A 21925-nucleotide genomic window follows, 5' to 3' on the forward strand; every position below is an offset into this window, starting at 1 on the left:
GGGTGTGCGTCAGGTGGCGGACCAGCCTCCGTCGCTCGCGAGCACGACACCCGTGACGTTCACGCCGTCGTCGCTCAGGAGGAAGGTGATGGATGCCGCGAGCGCCTCCGCCTCCGCGGGCTCGGGGAGGATCGCCATGGCGCCCTGCACCCGCTGTGCGCCGAGCGGCGACGCGAAGCTCGCCTCGATGTTCGTGATGGTGGGGCCGGGGGCGACCGCGTTGACGCGGATGCCGTTCGGCGCGTACATGAAGGCCGTCGACTTCGTCAGGCCGACGACGGCGTGCTTGGAGGCCGTGTATGCGGCGCCGGCGGCGGAGCCGCGGAGGGCCGCCTCGGATGCGGTGTTGACGATCGAGCCGCCGCCCTGCGCGAGCATCGCGGGGATGACGGCGCGCATGAGCTTCATCGTGCCGGTGACGTTGACGCGCATGACGCGCTCCCACACGGCGTCGCTGAGCTCGCCGACGGGCGTCATGTCGTCCATGATCCCGGCGATGTTGGCGAGGCCGTCGATCGTGTCGCCCGCGGCCTCGACGATCGCGGCGACGCCCGCGTCGTCGGTGATGTCGGCGACGATCGGCACGACGTCGGCCCCGGGGTGCTCGGCGGCGAACTCGTCGAGGCGGTCCCTGCTGACGTCGACCGCGACGACGCGGCCGCCCTCGCGGGCGACGCGGGAGGCGGTGGCGCGGCCGATGCCGGAGCCGGCTCCGGTGACGATGACGGTCTGGCCGGTGAAGCGGCCCTGGTCGAGGCGCTCCGTCCACTCCCGCAGCGTCACCGCATCGGACTCCCCGTCGGCCGCAGGCTCGGGGGCCGCGGCGCCAGCGGTGGCCGGAGACGCGCCGGCGGGCACGTCGCCCGAGGCGGCGCGCGCGACGAGGTCGTCGAGCATCTCCTGCGTGAACGCGCCGCGGCTCATCTTCACCAGGCGCTTGATGGCGAGCTTGCTCACGGGGCGGAAGACGTCGGGAGACTGGCCGCCCTGAGCGAGCAGATCGGTCAGGATGGCGCCGCCGACGGGGTCGGCCAGCCAGGTCGAAATGGAGGAGTCGCCGGTGAGCGGCGTGGTGGTAGCCATGGTTCGGGTCCTTTCTGCATACCGGACAGCATTGTCCGGTACTAGGTTATACCCGTGCCCAACGTCGTGGAACCGTCCCTTCGCGTCAATCGCGGACCGGCCGCCGGACCCGAGAACCGCCGGGCCCTCATCGCCGCCGCCCGCGAGGTCTACGCCGAGGCGGGGCTGAGCGCTCCGTTCAGCCAGGTCGCCAAGCGCGCCGGCGTCGGCCAGGGCAGCCTCTACCGGCACTTCCCCGATCGCACGGCGCTCGCCGTCGCGGTCTTCGAGGAGAACATCGCCGACCTCGAGGCCTTCGCGTCCGACCCGGCGAACACCGTCGATGACTTCCTCGACCTCGTCGCCGATCAGGCCGTCGTCTCGACGGCCTTCATCGAGCTGGTGACCGCCGACCCGGCCGATCCGCGCGTCCACCACATCGGCGCGCGCTACCGCGAGACGGTCGAGCTGCTGCTCGAGCGGCAGCCGGCGAGCACGAGTGGGGAGCCGCACTTCGACGTCGATGACGTCCTGGTCGCCACCGAGATGGTCGCGGTCGTCATCTCCCGCACTCCGACCGAGGGCCGGGCAGCGGTCGCGGCGCGCGCGCGGCGGCTCGTGCATAATGCCTTCCGGGCGACGGATTCGCGGTAGCCTCCGAACTGAGGAAGGAGAACGTCAATGGGGCGGTTCATCTACGACACGATGGCGAACTCGGTCGACATCGACGACCGGACGCTCGCGCACCTGCGCATCGTGGTGATGAACAAGCTGAGACGCTCCGAAGGCTTCATGTTCGACGTCGAGGTGGGCGACGGCAGCGGTCGCCGCAGCTTCTGGATCCACCCGTCGGTGCCGCTCCAGTTCCACTTCTTCGGCAGCCGTCCGCCGCGCATCAACCGCCTCTGGATCGAGGACCTCATGCAGGCGGCTTCCGGGCCCAGCGGGCTGCAGATCGTTCCCGAGCCCGAAGAGCCGAGCGGCGGCCCCGACGAATCATGAGCGCGTCGGTCAGTCCTCGGAGTCGCTGACCTCGACCACCTGCGGCGAGGCGTCGACGATCGGGATGGGACCCGTCTCGAGGTGCTCGGGGACGAGCATGATGCCCCCCGACGAGTTGGCCGAGTTCGCCAGCTCCTCGATCCAATCGCGGCTGAGCTCCGTCGGCTCCGGGTCGTCGAAGACGAACCGCAGCGGAATCGACGGATGCAGCCAGATCGTGCTGCGTCCGCGAGGCTGATCGTCGGGGTGGCGCCACGACACGGTGAAGGCCTCGCCCCGGCGCAGCTTGGTCGCGATGACGACCTTCAGATGCGCCAGGGCACGGTCCTCGATGTGGATGGGGGTCGCGGAGCCGCCGTAGTAGATCGTGCCCATGCGGCCACCCTAATCCCGCTCAGCGCTGGGCGCGCGTCAGGTTCTCGACGAGTTCTTCCTTGTTCTGACGGACGACGTAGGCGGGCTGATCGCGTTCCACGCGCCAGCTCTCTGCGAGCGGCCCGACGTTGACGGTGTCGAAGCCGAACTCGTCGTAGAGCTCCGTCACGAGGGTGGATGCCTCATCGAAATCGCTCGCCGTCGCGAGGGCGCGGCGGTCCGGCGTGCCGGCGGGCGTGCCGTCGGTGTTGATCTGCAGGGCCTGGATGTGGTTGAAGGCCTTCGCGACCTTGGACGAGGGGAGGTGCTCCTGCAGGAGACCGCTCGTCGTGGCCTTCTTCTCGTCGAGCTCGGCGATGTGGCCGTCGCGCTCCCAGTAGTAGTTGTTGGTGTCGAGCACGATCTTGCCGGCGAGCTCCTCGACGGGGATGTCGCGGTACGCCTTGAGCGGCACGGTCACGACCACCCACTCTCCCGCGGCCGCCGCCTCGGTCGACGTTCCGGCCGTCGCCTTCGGGCCGAGCTCGTCGACGAGGCCCGAGAGCGACTCGGGCCCGCGCGAGTTGGCGATCACGACGTCATAGCCGCGGTCGACGAGGCCGCGCGCGACGGCCGATCCGATGTGTCCTGCTCCGATGATTCCCACAGTGGTCATGCGGGGGTGGAACGTCTGACCGTGGCGGGTATTCCGCGTTACGCCGCGAGTCGCGTCAGAGCCGCGACCAGGCCTCGGTCAGGACGCCCCGGAGGATCTGCTCGATCTCGTCGAACTCCGCCGGTCCGGTCGTGAGCGGCGGTGCGAGCTGGATGACCGGGTCGCCACGGTCGTCCGCGCGGCAGTAGAGGCCCGCGTCGAACAGCGCCTTGGAGAGGAAGCCGCGCAGCAGTCGCTCGGACTCGGCGTCGTCGAACGTCTCGCGCGTCGCCTTGTCCTTCACGAGCTCGATGCCGAAGAAGTACCCGTCGCCGCGCACATCGCCGACGATCGGGAGGTCGTTCAGGCGCTCGAGGGCCGACCGGAAGAGGGGCGAGTTCTCGCGCACGCGCTCGTTGAGCCCCTCCTCTTCGAAGATGTCGAGGTTCTCGAGTGCGACGGCGGCCGACACCGGATGCCCCGCGAACGTGTAGCCGTGCGGGAAGCTCACGTGCCCGTGCGCGAACGGCTCGTGGATGCGGTCGCTCACGATCGTCGCGCCGATGGGCGAGTAGCCGCTCGTCATGGCCTTCGCGCACGTGATCATGTCGGGCACGTAGCCGTACGCGTCGCACGCGAACCACTCGCCGATGCGGCCGAACGCGCAGATGACCTCGTCGCTCACGAGCAGCACGTCGTATTTGTCGCAGATCTCGCGGACGCGAGGGAAGTAGCCGGGCGGCGGGGGGAAGCATCCACCCGAGTTCTGCACGGGCTCGAGGAAGACCGCCGCCACCGTTTCGGGACCTTCGAAGAGGATCATCTCCTCGATCCGGTCGGCGGCCCAGCGGCCGAACTCCTCCTCGGTGCCCCGGAAGCCCATCTCGGCGGCGCGGTAGTAGTTCGTGTTCGGCACGCGGAACCCGCCGGGTGTGACGGGCTCGAACATCTCCTTCATCGCGGGGAGGCCGGTGATCGCCAGCGCCCCCTGCGGTGTGCCGTGGTAGGCGATGGCGCGCGAGATGACCTTGTGCTTCGTGGGCCGGCCCTGGAGCTTCCAGTACTGCTTGGCGAGCTTGAACGCCGTCTCGACCGCCTCGCCTCCGCCCGTCGAGAAGAAGACGCGGTTGAGGTCGCCGGGAGCGTAGGCGGCCAGACGGTCGGCGAGCTCGATCGCGGACGGGTGCGCGTAGGACCAGATGGGGAAGAACGCGAGCTCCTCCGCTTGGCGCGCGGCCGCTTCGGCGAGGCGCCGGCGACCGTGTCCGGCGTTGACCACGAAGAGGCCCGACAGCCCGTCGATGTAGCGCTTGCCCGAGGCATCCCAGATGTGATGCCCCTCGCCGCGCACGATGATGGGGACGCCGTCGCCCTCCGTCATGACCGACTGGCGCGCGAAGTGCATCCAGAGGTGGTCGCGGGCCTTCTCCTGCAGCGCCTGCTGGTCGCGGACGAGGGCGGTGTCGATCGACATGGGTGGACCTCCCGGGCGGTGTGCCTCGACACTATCCCCGCCCCGCGGCCGCGACCAGGCGCGGGCGGCGCCGGAATGACCGGACAACGCCGCGCGGCCCGACAGGTCGTCGGGCCGCGCGGAGGTCGCGTTGAGGCGTCGTCAGGCGCGCACGGCGTCCGACACGGTGACGCCGACCAGCCGGCCGTCGGCGGCGGTCACCTCGTGCACGGCGCCCGTGAGCCGGATCGTGGCCTCGGTCTCGCGGACGTCGCACGAGGCACCGACCCACAGCTCGATGTCGCCGGGCTCGACGATCCGGACGCCGCGCCGGTCGGTGAAGGCGAGCCGCGCGGAGGGCACCGCGAACTCCACGCTCGCGCCCGCCCCGGGCTCCAGCTCGACCCGCGCGTAGCCCACGAGCTGCGCGACCGGACGAGTGACGCTCGCGTACACGTCGCGGGCGTAGAGCTGCACGACGTCGACGCCCGCCCGGTCGCCCGTGTTGCGGACCTCGACCGACACCGTGAACGCGGCACCCGTCGGGGACTCCGCCGGTGCCCTCAGCGCGGCACGCTCGAACGTCGTGTAGGTCAGGCCGTGTCCGAAGGGCAGTGCCGGTGTGCTGTCGGCGCTCGTGATCTCGGAGGGTCCGCCGAGGATGGGATGCAGGTAGCTGAACGGCTGCGCCCCCGCCGAGCGCGGCAGCGAGACCGGGAGCCGTCCCGAGGGAGCGGCACGCCCCGACAGGATCTCGGCGATGGCGGCACCGCCCTCCTCGCCGGGGAAGAAGGCCTGCAGGACGGCGGCGGGCGCCGACCGGCCGTCGAGCGCCCAGCCGATCGCGTACGGCCGCCCGGAGAGCACCACCAGCACCGTCGGGGTGCCGGTCGCGACGACCGCTTCGACGAGGCGGCGCTGGACGCCGGGCAGCTCAAGGTCGTCGACATCGTTGCCCTCGCCCACCGTGCCGCGGCCGAAGAGCCCCGCGCGGTCGCCCACGACGACGATCGCGACGTCGGCGCCCGCTGCTGTCGCGGCCGCCGCCGGGATGCCGCTCTCGTCGGCGCCCTCGACATCGCAGCCCGTCACCACCTCGATGGCGGCATCCGGCAGCTCGGTGCGAAGCGCGTCCGCGAGGCTCGGCAGCTCGATCCCGAGGGGCACCTCGGGATGGTGCGCGAGCACATGGTTCACGAACGAGTAGCAGCCCATGAGGGCCTCGGACGAGTCGGCGTTCGGGCCGACGACGGCGATGCGCGCTCCCGCGCGGGGTCCGAGGGGGAGCAGTCCGTCGTTGGCGAGGAGGACGACCGACTCGCCCGCGAGCCGGCGCGCGAGCTCCCGATGCGCGGGGGAGTCCAGATCGATCTCGGTGGGCGGCTCGGCGAAGCGCTCGTCGAGGAGCCCGAGCTCCTCCTTCTCGGCGAGCACGCGCAGGACGGCGCGGTCGATGAGCGCCTCCTCGACCCGGCCCTCGCGGACGGCCGCGGCCAGCGGCTCGGCGAACGCGTCGCCGGTCGGCAGCTCGACGTCGATGCCGGCGGCCAGCGCGAGCGCCGCGGCCTCGCCGAGGTCGGCCGCGACGGCGTGCATCGTGTGGAGGAACGCGACGGAGAAGTAGTCCGAGACCACGACGCCGTCGAAGCCCCACCGCTCGCGCAGCACCTCGGTGAGCAGCTCCTCCGAGGCCGCGACGGGCACGCCGTCGATCTCGGCGTAGGAGTTCATGACCGAGCGCACCCCGCCGTCGCGGATGGCCATCTCGAACGGCGGCAGCAGCACGTCGGCGAGCTCGCGCGGGCCTGCGTGCACGGGCGCGTGGTTGCGCCCCGCCTGTGACGCCGAGTAGCCCGCGAAGTGCTTGAGGGTCGCGTGGATGCCGGCATCCTGAAGCCCCCGCACGTAGGCCGTGCCGATCGTTCCGACGACGTACGGATCCTCCGAGATGCACTCGTCGACGCGTCCCCAGCGGGGGTCGCGTATGACGTCGAGCACGGGTGCGAGCCCCTGATGGATGCCGAGCTCCCGCATCGACCCGCCGATGAGGCGTCCGACCTCCTCGACGAGGGCGGGGTCGAACGACGCGCCCCACGCGAGCGGCGTGGGGAAGGTTGCCGCCTTCCACGCGGCGAGTCCCGTCAGGCACTCCTCGTGCACGAGGGCCGGGATGCCGAGCCGGGTCTCCTCGCGGAGACGCCGCTGCTCGCCCCACAGCCAGGCGGCGCGTTCGACCGGCTCGACGGGCCGGGTGCCGTAGACGCGGGTGAGGTGCCCGATGCCGTGGGCGACGGCATCCTCGTACCTGGTGGAGGTGACCATCTCCCCGGCCATGGGGGCCACGACCTCGTCACCCTGGTCGACCCAGTAGCCGACCAGCTGCGCGAGCTTCTCGTCCAGCGTCATCCGGGCGTGGAGAGCCCGCACCCGCTCGGAGACCGGCGGGAGTCCGATGTCGCTCATCCCTTGACCGCCCCCGTGAGACCGCCGACGATGCGCCGCTCGAAGAGGCTGAAGAACGCGAGCGCCGGGATCATCGAGAGCGAGGTGAACGCGAGCACCTTCGCCGTGTCCTGGGAGTACTGCGACGAGAACGCCTGGACGCCCAGCGGCAGGGTGAAGTTGGCGTTGTCGTTGAGGAGGAACAGGGGGAGGAGATAGCTGTTCCAGCTCGCGATGAAGGCCAGGATGCCGACGGTGATGACTCCCGGGACGGCGAGGGGGAGCACCATCCGCCAGAAGAAGCCCAGCCGGCTGCAGCCGTCGATGAAGGCGGCCTCTTCGATCTCGTCCGGAATCGCGCGGAGGAACGGCACCAGGATGATGATCGTCGTCGGCAGTGCGAACGCGATCTGGGGCAGGATGACGCCCCCGAGCGAGTTGATGAGCCCGATGTCGCGCACGACGATGTAGAGCGGGGTGATCGCGACGGTGATCGGGAACATGAGCCCGGCCGCGAACAGGGCGTACAGGGCGCCCCGTCCGCGGAACTTGTAGCGCGCGAGCACATAGCTCGCCATGAGGCCGAGGATGATGACGCCCGCCGTCGTGGCGATCCCGACGATCGTCGAGTTGAGCACGAGCTGCCAGAAGACGCCGCCCGTGAGCACGTCCAGGTAGTTCGTGAAGACCCACGGGTCGGGGAGACCGCCGGGATCCGTCGTGATCTGGGAGTTCGAGCGGAACCCGCCGAGGATGATGTAGATGACGGGCCCGAGCATCAGCGCGATCACGACGAGCGCGACGAACCAGACGGCGGGTGTCGCGCGCCGCATGCGCTGGCGTCGGGGCGGCGGCAGCTCAATGGTCGCCAGTGCGGCGGTGGTCATCGGGCGTTCCTTTCGGTGAGCGCGCCGGCGGTGTCGCGGCGCAGCACGAAGCGCTGGTAGATCAGGGCGACGATGAGGGAGATGACGAAGATGACGACCGCGACGGCGTTGCCGTAGCCGAAGTTGCCGGCGTTGCGACCGTTGGCGACCATGTACGTCGCCATCGTGGAGGTCCCCGCGATGGGAGCGACGTACTGGCCCCAGATGATGTAGACCAGGTCGAACAGCTGCAGGGCGCCGATGATCGACAGGAACGCCCAGATGCGCAGGGTGGGGCCGAGCAGCGGGATCGTGATCCTGCGCTGGATCTGCCAGTAGGTGGCGCCGTCGATCGCCGCCGCCTCGTAGAGCTCGTCCGGGATGCCCTGGAGGCCGGCGAGGAAGAGGATGACCGCGAACCCGACGTACTTCCAGGTGAGGATCGCGACGAGCGTCCAGATCGCGATGCTCGGGTCGGCGAGCCAGTCGTGGACGAGACCGTTCAGGCCCCACTTCTCCAGCACCCCGTTCAGGCCGCCGTTCGTGGCCAGGAGCAGGCTGAATCCCGTTCCCACGACGACCTCTGCGATGACGTAGGGCACGAAGATGAGCACGCGGATGACGGACTGCCCGCGCATCTTGCGGTTGAGGAGGAGGGCGAGCAGCAGGGCGATCGGGCCCTGGATGAGGATCGACGTGACGACGATGAAGGCGTTGTGACCGAGTGCTTCCTGGAAGTCCGGGTCGGTCAGGATCGTGACGTAGTTCTTCAGCCCGATGAAGTCGGTCGCCGGCCCGTAGCCGTGCCAGTTGAAGAAGCCGTAGTACGCCGCCATGATCACGGGGAAGATGACGAACCCGATGAAGACGAGCATCGCCGGGCCGGCGAGGACCGCGATCTCCAGTCGGCCCTTCCAGCCGAGTCCTCGGGGTCGGCGGCGCCGCGATGCCGAGGACGGCGGTGTGACGCCGCCGCCCCCGGAACGCTGCGCGAGATCCGTCTCCGGGCGATCGTCCGTCTTCGGGGTCTCGCTTGTCTGCATGAGAGGTGTTCCTAGCCCTTGGCTCCGGCCTTGCTGGCCTCGTCGATCATCTGCTGGGGCGTGCTCTGACCGGAGAGCATCGATACGACGGCCACGTTGAGGGCGTTGCCGACGCTCTGGCCGAGCACCGTGTCGAGCCACTGCGAGACGAACGGAGCCTTGTTGTAGGCCTCGAGGATCTGCTTCAGGTAGGGCTCGGTGACGGCCTTCTGGGCCTCTTCGTTGACGGGCGGCGAGTTGTACGCCTTGTAGTAGGCCGTCTGCTGCGCGTCGCTCGCGACGAAGTTGAGGAAGTCCACGCACTCCTTGGGAGCCTTCGCCGAGCACGAGTACCCGTCGATGCCGCCCATGATCGAGCCCGGCTCACCCTTGCCGCCCTTCACCTCGGGGAAGGGGTACCACGCGAGATCGGGGAGAGGCTTCTCGTCCGGCGTGAGCGAGGCGATCACACCCGGGTCCCACGCGCCCATCAGCTCGCCGCCGGCCTTGTGGTTGGCGACGAGGCCGGCCGAGCTGCCGGCGCCCTGCTGTGCGGAGGTGGTGAGGAAGCCGTCGTTGAACGGCTTGGTCTTGGCGAAGGCGTCCAGATCCTCGGCCGCCTTGAGCCAGCACGGGTCGCTGAAGTCCTTCGAGTCGCCTGTCTCCTCCATGGTCTTGGGGGCGCACTCGCGCAGGGCGAACCAGTAGAACCAGTGGGCTGCCGGCCACGCGTCCTTCGCGCCGAGCGCGAGGGGGGCGACGCCGGTCGCCTTGAGCTTGTCGTTCGCGGCGACGAGCTCGTCGATCGTCGTCGGGGTCTCGGTGACGCCGGCCGCGTTGTAGAGGTCCTGGCTGTAGAAGATGCCGCCCGGAAGCACGGAGAGGGGCATCGCCCACACCTTGTCCTGGTAGCTCGTGCCCTTGAGCGAACCCGCCGAGATGTGCTCCTTGGCCTCGCCCTCGATCTTGCCGGTGAGGTCCATGAGCTGGCCGGCCTGCACCATCGCGGCCATCTTGCCGCCGCCGCGCTGAAGGAAGATGTCCGGCGGGTCGCCGGCGTTCAGCGACGTCTGCAGCTTTCCGTCCAGGTCCTCGTTCTGGATCGACTGCATCTTGATGGTGACGTTCGGGTTCTCCTTCTCGAACGCGGCGATGGCGTCCTTCCAGAACTGCTGGCCGGGGCCCGTCGTGGAGTTCTGCCACAGGGTCATCTCGACCTTGCCGTCGCTGTTGCCGCTCGATCCGCCGGCGCTGCAGCCGGCCAGCGCCATAGCGCCGACCACGAGTGCGGCGGAACCGGCGAGGATCCTCTTGCCCTTCATGTGATTCCCGTTCTCTTCTTCGAGGAGCACCTCTGCTCCGGGGTGCGGTGGTGGCGCGATGTTCGGATGTCGCGCACTCTCGGATCAGTCCGAGCAGGAAAAGTCTGTGCGCACAACAAATCGAATGTCAAACGTTTTCGAAAACGGTTTCTATGACGTTATGCTTTCGAGATCATGAAGCGCCGACCCACCATCACCGACGTCGCCGAAGCCGCCGGCGTCTCCGTCTCCACCGTCTCCAAGGCGGTGAACGGCCGCTACGGAGTCGCGAGCGAGACCGTCGATCACGTGCTCGCCGTCGTGGCCGAGATGGGCTACGAATCCAGCCTCATCGCGAGCAGCATGCGCTCGCGCACGACGGGTGTCATCGGCGTGCTCGTCGCGGATTTCGAGCCGTTCAGCGCCGAGATCCTCAAGGGCGTGGGGCAGGCGCTGCGCGACTCCGCCTACGACCTGCTCGCCTATTCGGGCACCCACGGCACCGCCGAGGGCTGGGAGCGGCGCTCGCTCTCGCGCCTCAGCGGCACCCTCATCGACGGCGCCATCATGGTGACGCCGACCGTCGTCAACGTCGGCACCGAGGTGCCGCTCGTCGCGATCGATCCGCACACGGGTCCGGCCGACCTTCCGACGGTCGAGGCGGACAGCTTCGGCGGTGCGCTGCAGGCGACGCGTCACCTCATCGACCTGGGCCACAGCCGCATCGGCTTCATCGCGGGTCGACCCGATCTGCGGTCGTCGATCGCGCGGGATGCCGGCTACCGCCGGGCGCTCGCGGACGCGGGCATCGCCGTCGATCCTCACCTCGTCGGGTCGGGCAGCTACCGGCAGGATGCCGTCCGCGTCGCCGCCCTCGAGATGCTCGAGCGCTCGGATCGACCCACGGCGATCTTCGCCGCCAACGACATCTCCGCGATCGAGATCGTCAAGGTGGCCGGTGAGCTCGGGCTCGACATCCCGAACGATCTGTCGGTGATCGGCTTCGACGACGTGCCCGAGGCGTCCAAGGCGACGCCGGCGCTCTCGACCGTCCGCCAGCCGATGCAGACGCTCGGCGCCGAGGCCGCGCGCCTGCTCCTGGCGCTGATGCAGGGGGAGACGCCGCCGGCGACCCACCTGACCCTGCCGACGCGGCTCGTTCCGCGGGGGACGACGGCACCGCCGCGCTGAGCCCTTCGCCGGCTCAGGCCGGCTCGACGCCGGCGGGGTCGCGGGGGCGCAGCCCCGCCGTGAGATGCCGCCGGTTCAGGCGGGCTCGACGCCGGCGGGGTCGCGCAGCAGCTCGTCGAAGGCCGCCTCGGCGGCGCCGATGAGCAGCCGATCCTGTGCGAGCTCGGCGGAGCGGATCTCGAGCTCCTCGACGTTCGCCGACATCGCCTGGCGGGCGACGAGCTCGCGCAGCTCGTCGGGGTCGTGCTCGGCGATCGTCGCGAGGAATCCGCCGAGCACGACGGCGGACGGGTTGAGCACGTTCACGGCGTTCGCGAGGGCGGTCGCGAGGATGCGACGCTGCCGTGCGAGCTCCTCGGCGGCCTCGGGGCTCGACGACTCCTTCAGGGCGGTCGCGAGCGTGGCGTCGTCGGCGGTGGTGAGCCGGGCGACGCTCAGGAGGCGGGCGCGGCTGACCTCGTCTTCGAGCACGCCGTCGTGGGCGCGTCGGTCGACCTCCGCGGCGATGCCGGGACGGTTCTGCCCGAACTCGCCGGCGTAGCCGCCCGCGCCGGCCACCGGTGCGCCGTTCACGATGAGGCCGCCGCCGATGCCGCTCGCGCCGCCGTTGAGGTAGACGACGTCATCGAGGCCTCGCGCGGCACCGAACAGGTGCTCCGCCATCGTGCCGTAGGTGGCGTCGTTGCCGATGACGGTGGGAAGTCCCGTCGCCTCGGCGACGAGGTCGCGCAGCGGCTCGTCCCGCCAGCGCAGGTGGGGCGCGTTGCGCACGAGCCCGTCCGACGCGCGGACGAGTCCGGGGACGGCGACGCCCGCGGCGGCGATGCGCGCGTCGGCGAGCGCGCCTTCCCGCCACGCCGCGATCGTGGAGGCGATGAGCTCGGCCGTCTTCTCCGGCGTGAGCAGGTGGGTCACCTCGATGCGCTCACGCACCGGGATGCCGCGGTCGAGGCCGACGGCGGCGATCTCGAGCGCGTCGACCTCGGGGTTCGCCGCGATCGCGACGACCGAGGATGCGGGGGCGACGACGGGCGACGGCCGGCCGACCCGGCGCGAGGGGTCGGGCGCGCGCTCCTCGACCAGGCCGCGGCGCACGAGCTCGCCGACGAGGTCGGCGATCGTGGACCGGTTGAGCCCGGTCGTCTCGGTGAGGGCCGCACGCGACTGGGGGCCGTCGAGGTGGACGAGCCGGAGGAGGCGCGCGAGGTTGCGCTGACGCACGCCCTCGATGGAGCCCCCGTTGTCGGTCACGCCCCCACCCTATGAGATCGGGGCTGATTCATCGGGGATTTGTTGGGGCAGGTGACGAAAATCCAATGCCTCGACGAACGGCTGGACACCGCATCCCTTCTGCTATACGTTGTCTCTGACAACAATTCACCCACGGTCGTTCGCAAAGGAGCGCCATGCCCACCCCCACCCGCGCCGACAAGTTCTCGTTCGGTCTCTGGACCATCGGCTACAACGGCACCGACCCGTTCGGCGGCCCGACGCGGCCCGCGCTCGACGTCGTCCACGCTGTCGAGAAGCTCGCGGAGCTCGGCGCCTACGGCCTGACCTTCCACGACGACGACCTGTTCGCCTTCGGCTCGACCGACGCCGAGCGCCAGACGCAGATCGACCGCCTGAAGGGCGCGCTCGCCGACACCGGCCTGATCGTCCCGATGGTCACGACCAACCTCTTCTCGGCACCCGTCTTCAAGGACGGCGGATTCACCTCGAACGACCGTCAGGTGCGTCGCTTCGCCCTCCGCAAGGTCTTCCGCCAGCTCGACCTCGGTGCCGAGCTCGGCGCCAAGACGTTCGTCATGTGGGGCGGCCGCGAGGGCGCCGAGTACGACTCGGCCAAGGACATCCGCGCGGCGCTCGAGCGCTACCGCGAGGCCGTGAACCTCCTCGGCGACTACGTGACCGACAAGGGCTACGACATCCGCTTCGCCATCGAGCCCAAGCCGAACGAGCCCCGCGGCGACATCCTGCTCCCGACGCTCGGCCACGCGATCGCCTTCATCGACTCGCTCGAGCGCCCCGAGCTCGTCGGCCTCAACCCCGAGGTCGGCCACGAGCAGATGGCGGGCCTGAACTTCGCCGCCGGCATCGCCCAGGCGCTCTACCACGGCAAGCTCTTCCACATCGACCTCAACGGTCAGCGCGGCATCAAGTACGACCAGGACCTCGTCTTCGGCCACGGCGACCTGCACAACGCGTTCGCGCTGGTCGACCTGCTCGAGAACGGCGGCCCCGGCGGCGTCCCCGCGTACGACGGCCCCCGTCACTTCGACTACAAGCCGAGCCGCACCGAGGACGAGACCGGCGTCTGGGACTCGGCCGCCGCGAACATGCGCACGTACCTCCTGCTCAAGGAGCGCGCCGCGGCCTTCCGCGCCGACCCCGAGGTGCAGGAGGCGCTCGAGGCCGCCCGCGTGCCGGAGCTCTCGCAGCCGACGCTCAACGAGGGTGAGACGTACGACGACTTCCTCGCCGACCGCTCGGCCTACGAGGACTTCGACCCCAGCGTCTACCTCGGCGGCAAGGGCTTCGGCTTCGTGCGCCTGCAGCAGCTCGCGACCGAGCACCTGCTCGGCGCCCGCTGACAGACGACGGTTCGGGATGCCGCGCCCCCGCCTTGCGCGTGGGCCGCGGCATCCCGTTCCCATGCCGGCTCGGCGGTGCATGTCCCACTTTCCGCTCTATGCAAGGCGTTCAGCGGTGGAAATCGGGACATGAAGAGCAACAACTGGGACACGAAGGAAGGTCGGAAGCGATGACGCTCGTCATGGGAGTCGACTCGTCGACGCAGTCGTGCAAGGTCGTGGTGATGGATGCTTCGACGGGGCTCAGCACAGGTGCTTCGACGGGGCTCAGCGCAGGTGCCGCAACCGGCGCCGTCGTGAGGCAGGGGCGTGCGTCGCATCCCGACGGCACGGAGGTCGACACCGCGGCATGGTGGACTGCGCTGCAGGCGGCGATCGCCGAGGCCGGCGGTCTCGACGATGTCGCCGCGTGGGCGATCGGCGGGCAGCAGCACGGCATGGTCGCGCTCGACGCCGACGGCCGGGTGATCCGCGACGCTCTTCTCTGGAACGACACCCGCTCCTCGGGAGCGGCGGCGGACCTCATCGCCGAGTTCGGCGCCGACGAGCTCGCCCGCCGCACGGGCCTCGTTCCCGTCGCATCCTTCACCATCACGAAGCTCCGCTGGCTGCGCGACCACGAGCCCGACAACGCCGCCCGCGTTGCGGCGGTCGCACTGCCGCACGACTGGCTGACGTGGCGCCTGCGCGGCTTCGGCCCGCCGGACGAGTCACCGCGCGGCCCCGTGCTCGAGGAGCTCGTCACCGACCGCTCGGACGCCTCGGGCACCGGGTACTGGAACCCCGAGACCGACGGCTACGACCGCGACCTCCTCGTGGCGGCACTCGGCCACGACGCGGTGCTCCCGCGCGTGCTCGCGCCCGATGAATGGGTGCTCGACGACGAAGGACGCCGGGTCGGACCCGGTGCCGGCGACAACGCGGGTGCCGCACTCGGCCTCGGCGCGGGACCGGGCGACGTCGTCGTGTCGATCGGCACGTCGGGCACCGTCTTCGCCGTGAGCGAGACGCGCACGGTCGACCCGACGGGCACGGTCGCCGGCTTCGCGGACGCCGACGGACGGTTCCTCCCGCTCGTCGCGACGCTCAACGCCGCGCGCGTGCTGGACGCGATCGGCCGCGTGCTCGGCGTCGACCACGCCGAGCTGTCGCGACTCGCGCTCGCCGCCGAGCGGGGCGCCGCGGGCCTGTCACTCGTGCCGTACTTCGAGGGCGAGCGCACCCCCAACCTCCCCGACGCGACGGCGTCGCTCACCGGCATGACCCTCGCCTCGACGACGCGTGAGAACCTCGCGCGTGCCGCCGTCGAGGGGATGCTCTCCGGCCTCGGCGCCGGCCTCGACGCTCTGCGTGCGCTCGGCGTGCCCCTCGAGCGCGGCCTGCTGGTCGGCGGGGGAGCGCAGTCCGAGGCGGTGCGCGCGATCGCGCCGCTCGTGCTCGGCATCCCGGTCGAGGTGCCCGCGCCCGGCGAGTACGTCGCCCTCGGCGCCGCGCGCCAGGCCGCCCGCGTCGCCGCCGTCTGATCCGGCGCGCGGCTGCGGCGGGCCGCTGCGCTCCGGCGGCGCCCGCCTCGGCCGTGCGCAACTCCGGCTCGCTGTGACGACACGCCGGCGACACGCCGACGCGCCCCCCACCGGCCCCGACGAGCCGGAGTTCCGCACGGCCAGCATCACCGAACCCGCCCGCCCGGGCGTCCTGGGACGTTTCACAGGACTCGCCTAGGCGGCCGCCGTAGGTTCGACGGCATGGCGCTCCCCGCGGAAGACACGTCCTTCACGATCTCCGCGTCCGAGCTCCGCACGGCGCGGGACGAGATGCAGCGCTTCCTCCTCGAGTACCGCTTCGGCATGCAGGAGATCGAGACGAAGATCGCGATCCTCCGCGAGGAGTTCGAGCACACGCACGCGTACAACCCGATCGAGCACGTCTCGAGCCGCCTGAAGTCGCCTGACAGCCTCGTCGACAAGGTCGCGCGCAAGGGCGTCGAGCCCGATTTCGAGACGATCCGCGCACGCATCACCGACATCGCGGGCGTGCGCGTGACGTGCAGCTTCGTGACCGACGTCTATCGCCTGTTCGACCTGCTGTCGCACCAGGACGACGTCACGGTCCTGCACGTCAAGGACTACATCGCCGAGCCGAAGCCGAACGGCTACCAGAGCCTGCACGCGATCGTCGAGGTGCCCGTCTTCCTCTCGACCGGCCGGGTGCCAGTGCCGGTCGAGGTGCAGTTCCGCACGATCGCCATGGACTTCTGGGCGAGCCTCGAGCACAAGATCTACTACAAGTACGACAGCCAGGTGCCTGAGCGTCTGCTCGAGGAACTGAAGGACGCCGCCGACTCCGCCGCGGCGCTCGACCACCGCATGGAGCGCCTGCACCGCGAGCTGCACGGCCCCAGGACGAGCCCCGTCGTCGCCGTCTGATCTCGACGTCTCACGTCGAGAGGATGGATGCCGCGGCCGCGACGTACTCGGCGGGCTTGCGCGGTCCGAACACGGCGCTGTTCGCGATGTAGCCCTGGGCGAGCGCGGCGATCGACCGCGCCGACTCCTGCGCGAGCGCGAGCGCCTCGTCGTCCGATCCGGTCCGCGTGCGGGCCCACGGCAGCGTCGCGGCCGCCAGCGCGTGGAAGAGCCGGGCGGCGGTCGTGGTCATCTCGGTCTTGAGACCGGCATCCACCATCGCCTCACCCCAGAACTGCACGACGAGCGCGGGGGACAGGCCCGCCCCCTCGAAGACCGCGAGCATCGACTCGAGCGCCTGCCGCGGCGGGATCACCTCGCCCGCGTGGCCGCGGGCCTCGAGCGCGTCGAGCCGCACGATGAGGAACCGCCCGACGATGTACCGGGCGAGCTCGGCCTTGTTCGAGAAGTGCGAGTAGATCGCACCCGTCGACAGACCCGACTCCGTGACGATGTCGGCGATCGACGTCTCGCGCACGCCCTGCCGCTCGAGGCACCGGATCGCCGCCTGGGCGATCTCGTCGCGGCGAGCTTCCCGATACTCCTCCGACACCTTGGGCATGGAAAAAGAATAGGCGTTCTGTTATTGTCGCAAAAAGAACACTCATTCTCTTTCAGGAGGACGCCATGAGCGACCGCATCGGCTCGACGCCGCGACCCACCCGCTGGAGCATCGCGGCCGTCTTCGGACTCGTCGCGGCCGTCGCGGTGGGCATCATCGTGATGGCCTTCGTGTGGCCCGCCGCCACCGCGAAGCCGCAGAACCTGCCCGTCGGGATCAACGGTCCGAAGGACGCCGTCGCGGCGATCGAGGACAAGCTCGCCGACCAGGACCCGTCGCCCTTCGCGTTGCAGACCGTCGATTCGCGCGACGACGCCGTCGACCTCATCAAGACCCGCGAGATCTACGGCGCGATCCTTCTCGGAGACAAGCCCGAAGTGCTGGTCGCGGCGGCGGCCGGCGCCGCACCGGCGGCGGCGCTCAAGGCCGTCGCGACGCAGCTGCAGCTGCAGATCGACACGACGGTGCAGAAGGCGCTCAAGGATCAGCTGACCGCGATCGTCGGCGCCCTCCAGTCCGGCCAGCGGCCGCAGCTTCCCGCCGGCGCCTCCGGATCGGCCGCCGTGCCCACGGTGACCGTGACCGATGTCGTGCCGCTCGCGGACGGCGATCCGACCGGCGCGGGCCTCGCCGCCGCATCCTTCCCGCTCGTCCTGGGCGGCATGCTCGGCGGCATCCTGCTCACCCTCCTCGTGCAGGGGGCCGTGCGCCGCCTCATCGGCCTCGTCGTTTTCGGCGCGGCCGCGGGCGCCGCGATCGTCTTCGTGATGCAGACGTGGTTCGGCATCCTCGAGGGCGATTGGCTTCTCAACGCGGCGGCCGTCGGGGTCGGCGTGACGGCGACGTCGGCCTTCATCGTGGGACTCGCGGCGCTCATCGGCCCCGCGGGAATCGGTGTCGGCGCGGCCATCACGATGCTCATCGCCAACCCGATCTCGGGCGCCGCGCTGCCCCCGCAGTTCCTGCCCGAGCCGTGGGGCGTGGTCGGCCAGTGGTTCGCGCCCGGCGCCGCCTCGACGCTCCTGCGGTCGGTGAGCTACTTCCCGGAGGCATCCACCATCGCGCAGTGGCTCGTGCTCGCTGGCTGGATCGTGCTCGGCGTCATCCTGACCCTCATCGGGCACCGCCGCACGGCGGCCGAGATCGCTCCCCGGGCGTCTGAGCTCGAGGCGCCCGTCGCGGAGCCGGCGACCGTCTGACCCGGCGGTGTCCGGGCCTGTCGACGATCGGTCCCCAGGCCCGGAGCCCCGCGCCGGTCGAGGGTTCGCAGTGCCCCGACCGGCGGCCGCCCAGGCCCGGAGCCCCGCGCCGGTCGGCGCGTCGAGCGCCGGGTGACGGCAGAATGATCGGGATGCCGCACGCCAGCGACGAGGACGAGCTCGACACCATCGCGGTCGAGCTCTACGGCCTGCCGCCGGGCGAGTTCACGGCGGCGCGCGATGCGCGGGCCGCGGCATCCCCTCGCCCTCTCGGCGCCCGGGTGAAGAAGCTCCCGAAGCCCGCGGTCGCGGCGTGGGCCGTGAGCCTGCTCGCGCGCGAGGGGCAGCTCGGTGACGCGCTCGAGCTGGCCGCGGCGCTGCGCGAAGCGCAGGACGACCTCGATGCGGCGGAGCTGTCCCGCCTCGGCGGTCAGCGCCGCGCGCTCGTCGCCGCGCTCACGAAGCAGGCCGTGGCCCTCGCCGGCGAGCGGGGGGTGACGGTCGGCGCGTCGCCCCGCGAGGACGTCGAGAAGACGATCAATGCGGCGGTGATGGATGCCGCGGCCGCCGCCGCGGTCATGACGGGCCGGCTCGTCCGGCCCCTCGAGGCGACGGGGTTCGAGCACGTCGACCTGACCGACGCCCTCGGCGGCTCCGCCCCCGACGGCAGCGCCGCGCCGCCGCCCCCGAGCCGCGACGACCTCGCCGAGCGCCGAGCGCGCAAGGAGGCGGAGAAGGCCGCGCGCGAGGCCGAGCGGGCGGCCTCCGAGGCGGCGCGCGAACTCACGCACCTCGAGACGCGCCTCGCCAAGGCGCGCGAGCGCGCCGACCTCGTCCACGAGCGCCTCGAACAGCTGCGCGCCGATCTCACGCGGGTCGAGTCCGACGCATCCGACGCCGACGCCGAGGTCGACCGCCTCGACGCCGAGCGCGGGGAGGCGGCATCCCGATCCCGAGCCGCCGACAAGAGAGCCGAGCAGGCGCGAGCCGTCCGCGACGCGCGGGGCGTCACGACCTAGGGCCGCGGGGTCGCCCGGGTGCGGTGAGCCGTGCATCCCGATGATGGGCGCGGAGTCGCGCCGTCGCTACCCTGATCCCGTGAGCACCCAGCAAACGACGATCCTCGTCATCTTCGTCCTGGCGGTGCTCGCGCCCCTCGCGGCGAGGTTCATCGGCCGTTGGGTGCGCGTGCCCATCGTCGTCTTCGAGCTTCTGCTCGGCATCCTGGTCGGCCCATCCCTTCTCGGCTGGGCGCAGCAGTCGGACTTCGTCGAGATCCTGTCGAACTTCGGGCTCGCGATGCTCTTCTTCATGGCGGGCTCCGAGATCGAACTCACAGCTCTTCAGGGCCGCACGGGGCGGCGGGCGGTGGGCGGCTGGCTCATCAGCCTCGCGCTCGGCATCGCGGCGGGCTTCCTCATCGCGCCGGGACAGGGGGCGATCGTCGTCGGCGTCGCGCTGTGCTCGACGGCGCTCGGCACGCTCCTGCCGATGCTCCGCGACGAAGGCGAGCTGAAGACCCCGTTCGGCAAGTCGATCTCGGCGATCGGCGCCGTCGGCGAGTTCGGCCCGCTCATCGCGATCTCGCTCTTCCTCGGCGGTCGTGATCCCGGGATCGCGACGATCGTCCTCCTGCTCTTCGTCACGCTCGCCGCCGTCGCCATCTGGTGGGCCTTCCGCGTGCCGCAGGGCGCACTGCACCGCGCGGTGAACGCGTCGCTGCACACGTCGGGACAGTTCGCCGTCCGCTTCGTCGCGTTCGCTCTCGCGGTGCTCGTCTCCCTCAGCATCGTGCTCGACCTCGACATGCTCCTCGGCGCGTTCACGGCGGGCGTCGTGTGGAAGCTCATCATGCGCGATGCGAAGGAGGAGGACCGCGAGATCGTCGAGAGCAAGGTCGAGGCGGTCGCCTTCGGATTCCTCGTGCCGTTCTTCTTCATCTACACCGGCGTCACGTTCGACCTCCAGGCCCTCCTCGACGAGCCTGTGCTCTTCCTGCTGCTGCCGGTCGGCCTCGTGCTGCTGCTCGTCATCCGCGGCCTCCCGTCGATGCTCGCCGCCCCGGAGCGCGCGTCGCGTCGCGACCGCGCCGCCGTCGCCCTGTTCGGCGCGACGGGACTTCCGATCATCGTCGCCGTGACGGCGATCGGCGTCGACGAGAAGCTCATCTCCAGCGGCGCCGCCTCGGCGCTCGTGGGCGCCGGGATGCTCTCGGTGCTGCTCTATCCCCTCATCGGGACGATCGTGCGCCGCGAGCCGGTGAAGACGTCCACCGAGTTCGAGGATGACATGGCGTGAGCCTCGATGCGCTGTTCGACGCCGCGCGCGCGCGGCTGCGCACGCTGCCGCGCGAGGCGCTCGGCGAACTCGTGCAGCCGAGGAGAGTGCTCGGGATGCCGCGGGCCCCGCGCATCGTGTCGCGGGGCGACGCCTGGCACCTCGGCGTGCTCCTCGTGACCGAGGACGCCGTCCTCGCGACGGGCGACATCGTGCGGGCGCGCACGGAAGCACGGCGCGGCTATGCGGCCGAATCGCAGCGCCGGCGTGCGGAACTGGCCGCGGCGGCGCGTCGCGGAGGCTTCGCCGAGGGTCAGACGGTCCACATCGGGTGGAGCGTCGTCGATCTCGGCGCGGTCGCGGCGGGCGCGGCATCCGGTCCCCTCTCCCTCGTCGACGGGGTGCCGAGCGTCCGGTGGAGCTCCTCAGGAGGATGGATGCCGCTCTCGGCATACCTCGACGAACGGATTGCTCTGCTCGAGCAGCCTCCCCTCGGCGCCACCTGACGCATTGTCAAGACCGGGCCCGGACGCGGGGTCGCCTCTAACCTGGGCGGCATGACAGCGGCAGCTCACCCCCACGCCAGTTCCGCAGCATCCCGCCCCCTCGACCTCGGCCGGCAGATCGCCGTGATCGCCGCGACGTGCTTCATGATCGTCGCGGCCGCCGTGGGCACCGGCGCGCTCGGCGGCACGCCCGTTCAGGACCTGCAGGGCGGGTCCCTCGACAGCGACGGCTCGTTCCTCGCGCCGGCGCGTCCCGCGTTCTCGATCTGGAGCGCGATCTACCTCCTGCTCATCGCGTACACCGTGTGGCAGGCGCTCCCCGGCCAGCGGGCGGACCGGCGCCAGCGCGCCCTCGGATGGTGGATCGCGCTGACAGCCGTGCTCAACGGCGTGTGGCTCGTGACCGCGCAGTACGCGAACCTGCCGCTCACCGTCCTCTCGATCTTCGTGCTGCTCGCCGCACTCGCGGCGACCTTCCAGCGCACGGTCGCCGTGCCCGCCGAGCGGCCCGTCGACGCGATCCTCATCGACGCGACGACGGGTCTGCACCTCGGCTGGGTGACGCTCGCGTCGGTCGCCAACACCGCCGCGTGGCTCACGAACGCGCGTCTCGACGTCTCCGCGCCGGCGGCGTGGGGGATCGGCGTGCTGGTCGTCGTCGCCGTGATCGGCGTCGCGATCCCGCTCGCGAGCGGGGGCCGCTTCGCTCCCGGGCTCGCGATCGCGTGGGGACTCGTCTGGGTCGCCGTCGGGCGTCTCACGGGCGAGCCCGCGAGCGTGCCGATCGGTGTCGCGGCGCTCGTCGTCGCCGCGATCGTGCTCGCCGTGCCGACTGCGATGAGCGTGCGGCGGCGCGAGTTCCGGCCCTGACCGTCCGCGTTCGCCTGACCCTCACCGGACCGCACCTCCCCCGACCTCCTCGCCCGTCTCGACGGGAATCGCCCGCCGGGGCGGGGCGGGCGCGGGGGCCGGGG

The 21925-nt window shown here is 71.1% G+C and carries 20 protein-coding genes and 1 pseudogene; 11 read left to right on the top strand and 10 right to left on the bottom strand.

Features of this window, described 5'->3' with window-relative positions:
• Positions 1-9 precede the first annotated feature (9 nt).
• The gene (locus tag AAIB33_RS18590; protein ID WP_345801443.1) at positions 10-1083 is read right to left on the bottom strand and encodes an SDR family NAD(P)-dependent oxidoreductase; all 1074 of its coding nucleotides are present in this window, start codon (positions 1081-1083) and stop codon (positions 10-12) included.
• A 54-nt stretch (positions 1084-1137) separates the two neighbouring features.
• Between AAIB33_RS18590 and AAIB33_RS18595 the strand changes: the two genes are divergently transcribed.
• Positions 1138-1716 (top strand): helix-turn-helix domain-containing protein, encoded by a 579-nt coding sequence (locus AAIB33_RS18595; protein ID WP_345801444.1) that lies wholly within the window; start codon positions 1138-1140, stop codon positions 1714-1716.
• A gap of 27 nt (positions 1717-1743) precedes the next feature.
• Positions 1744-2064, top strand: coding sequence for an ATP-dependent DNA ligase (locus tag AAIB33_RS18600; RefSeq protein WP_345801445.1), 321 nt, complete (start codon positions 1744-1746; stop codon positions 2062-2064).
• Between the two features lie 9 nt (positions 2065-2073).
• Here the strand turns inward: AAIB33_RS18600 and AAIB33_RS18605 are convergent, their stop codons facing one another.
• The 7 genes and pseudogenes from AAIB33_RS18605 to AAIB33_RS18635 all read right to left on the bottom strand — a co-directional run bounded on the left by AAIB33_RS18605 (position 2074) and on the right by AAIB33_RS18635 (position 10178).
• The gene (locus tag AAIB33_RS18605) at positions 2074-2439 is read right to left on the bottom strand and encodes a hypothetical protein (protein ID WP_345801446.1); all 366 of its coding nucleotides are present in this window, start codon (positions 2437-2439) and stop codon (positions 2074-2076) included.
• A gap of 19 nt (positions 2440-2458) precedes the next feature.
• A pseudogene (locus tag AAIB33_RS18610) lies at positions 2459-3100 on the bottom strand (NADPH-dependent F420 reductase); the annotation flags it as partial.
• A gap of 49 nt (positions 3101-3149) precedes the next feature.
• Complete coding sequence (locus tag AAIB33_RS18615; protein ID WP_345801447.1) at positions 3150-4547, bottom strand: aspartate aminotransferase family protein; 1398 nt, start codon at positions 4545-4547, stop codon at positions 3150-3152.
• 141 nt (positions 4548-4688) lie between these two features.
• Positions 4689-6989 (bottom strand): glycoside hydrolase family 3 N-terminal domain-containing protein, encoded by a 2301-nt coding sequence (locus AAIB33_RS18620; RefSeq protein ID WP_345801448.1) that lies wholly within the window; start codon positions 6987-6989, stop codon positions 4689-4691.
• The gene (locus AAIB33_RS18625; protein WP_345803467.1) at positions 6986-7801 is read right to left on the bottom strand and encodes a carbohydrate ABC transporter permease; all 816 of its coding nucleotides are present in this window, start codon (positions 7799-7801) and stop codon (positions 6986-6988) included. The genes AAIB33_RS18620 and AAIB33_RS18625 overlap by 4 nt, the downstream gene beginning before the upstream one ends.
• A 50-nt stretch (positions 7802-7851) precedes the next feature.
• On the bottom strand, positions 7852-8877 hold the full coding sequence (locus AAIB33_RS18630; protein WP_345801449.1) for a sugar ABC transporter permease: 1026 nt from the start codon (positions 8875-8877) through the stop codon (positions 7852-7854).
• An 11-nt stretch (positions 8878-8888) separates the two neighbouring features.
• A complete protein-coding gene (locus AAIB33_RS18635; RefSeq protein WP_345801450.1) occupies positions 8889-10178 on the bottom strand; it encodes an extracellular solute-binding protein in 1290 nt (429 codons plus the stop codon).
• Between the two features lie 174 nt (positions 10179-10352).
• On the opposite strand from AAIB33_RS18635, the gene AAIB33_RS18640 reads away from it, so the two are divergent.
• A complete protein-coding gene (locus AAIB33_RS18640; protein ID WP_345801451.1) occupies positions 10353-11348 on the top strand; it encodes a LacI family DNA-binding transcriptional regulator in 996 nt (331 codons plus the stop codon).
• Between the two features lie 75 nt (positions 11349-11423).
• On the opposite strand, the gene AAIB33_RS18645 is transcribed toward AAIB33_RS18640, so the two are convergent.
• Positions 11424-12599 carry an ROK family transcriptional regulator gene (locus AAIB33_RS18645; protein WP_345801452.1) on the bottom strand — a complete coding sequence of 392 codons (1176 nt, stop codon included), beginning with the start codon at positions 12597-12599 and terminating at the stop codon, positions 11424-11426.
• A 155-nt stretch (positions 12600-12754) separates the two neighbouring features.
• Here AAIB33_RS18645 and xylA point away from each other — a divergent pair, with 155 nt between their 5' ends.
• From xylA to AAIB33_RS18660, 3 genes are all read left to right on the top strand, one after another.
• Positions 12755-13942: a xylose isomerase gene (xylA, locus tag AAIB33_RS18650; protein WP_345801453.1), complete on the top strand. Its 1188-nt coding sequence runs from the start codon at positions 12755-12757 to the stop codon at positions 13940-13942.
• Positions 13943-14112: 170 nt separating this feature from the next.
• The gene (locus AAIB33_RS18655; RefSeq protein ID WP_345801454.1) at positions 14113-15465 is read left to right on the top strand and encodes an FGGY family carbohydrate kinase; all 1353 of its coding nucleotides are present in this window, start codon (positions 14113-14115) and stop codon (positions 15463-15465) included.
• A gap of 222 nt (positions 15466-15687) precedes the next feature.
• Positions 15688-16368, top strand: coding sequence for a GTP pyrophosphokinase family protein (locus tag AAIB33_RS18660; RefSeq protein WP_345801455.1), 681 nt, complete (start codon positions 15688-15690; stop codon positions 16366-16368).
• 10 nt (positions 16369-16378) lie between these two features.
• On the opposite strand, the gene AAIB33_RS18665 is transcribed toward AAIB33_RS18660, so the two are convergent.
• Complete coding sequence (locus AAIB33_RS18665; RefSeq protein ID WP_345801456.1) at positions 16379-16969, bottom strand: TetR family transcriptional regulator; 591 nt, start codon at positions 16967-16969, stop codon at positions 16379-16381.
• Between the two features lie 65 nt (positions 16970-17034).
• On the opposite strand from AAIB33_RS18665, the gene AAIB33_RS18670 reads away from it, so the two are divergent.
• From AAIB33_RS18670 to AAIB33_RS18690, 5 genes are all read left to right on the top strand, one after another.
• The gene (locus tag AAIB33_RS18670; RefSeq protein WP_345801457.1) at positions 17035-18168 is read left to right on the top strand and encodes a hypothetical protein; all 1134 of its coding nucleotides are present in this window, start codon (positions 17035-17037) and stop codon (positions 18166-18168) included.
• Between the two features lie 152 nt (positions 18169-18320).
• A complete protein-coding gene (locus AAIB33_RS18675; RefSeq protein ID WP_345801458.1) occupies positions 18321-19187 on the top strand; it encodes a transposase in 867 nt (288 codons plus the stop codon).
• Positions 19188-19266: 79 nt separating this feature from the next.
• The gene (locus AAIB33_RS18680) at positions 19267-20466 is read left to right on the top strand and encodes a cation:proton antiporter (RefSeq protein ID WP_345801459.1); all 1200 of its coding nucleotides are present in this window, start codon (positions 19267-19269) and stop codon (positions 20464-20466) included.
• A complete protein-coding gene (locus AAIB33_RS18685) occupies positions 20463-20951 on the top strand; it encodes a glutaminase (protein ID WP_345801460.1) in 489 nt (162 codons plus the stop codon). Before AAIB33_RS18680 ends, AAIB33_RS18685 begins: the two co-directional genes overlap by 4 nt.
• A gap of 51 nt (positions 20952-21002) precedes the next feature.
• The gene (locus AAIB33_RS18690; protein ID WP_345801461.1) at positions 21003-21821 is read left to right on the top strand and encodes a tryptophan-rich sensory protein; all 819 of its coding nucleotides are present in this window, start codon (positions 21003-21005) and stop codon (positions 21819-21821) included.
• The last annotated feature ends 104 nt before the right edge of the window (positions 21822-21925 follow it).

This window comes from Microbacterium sp. AZCO (assembly GCF_039614715.1).
GTDB lineage: Bacteria > Actinomycetota > Actinomycetes > Actinomycetales > Microbacteriaceae > Microbacterium.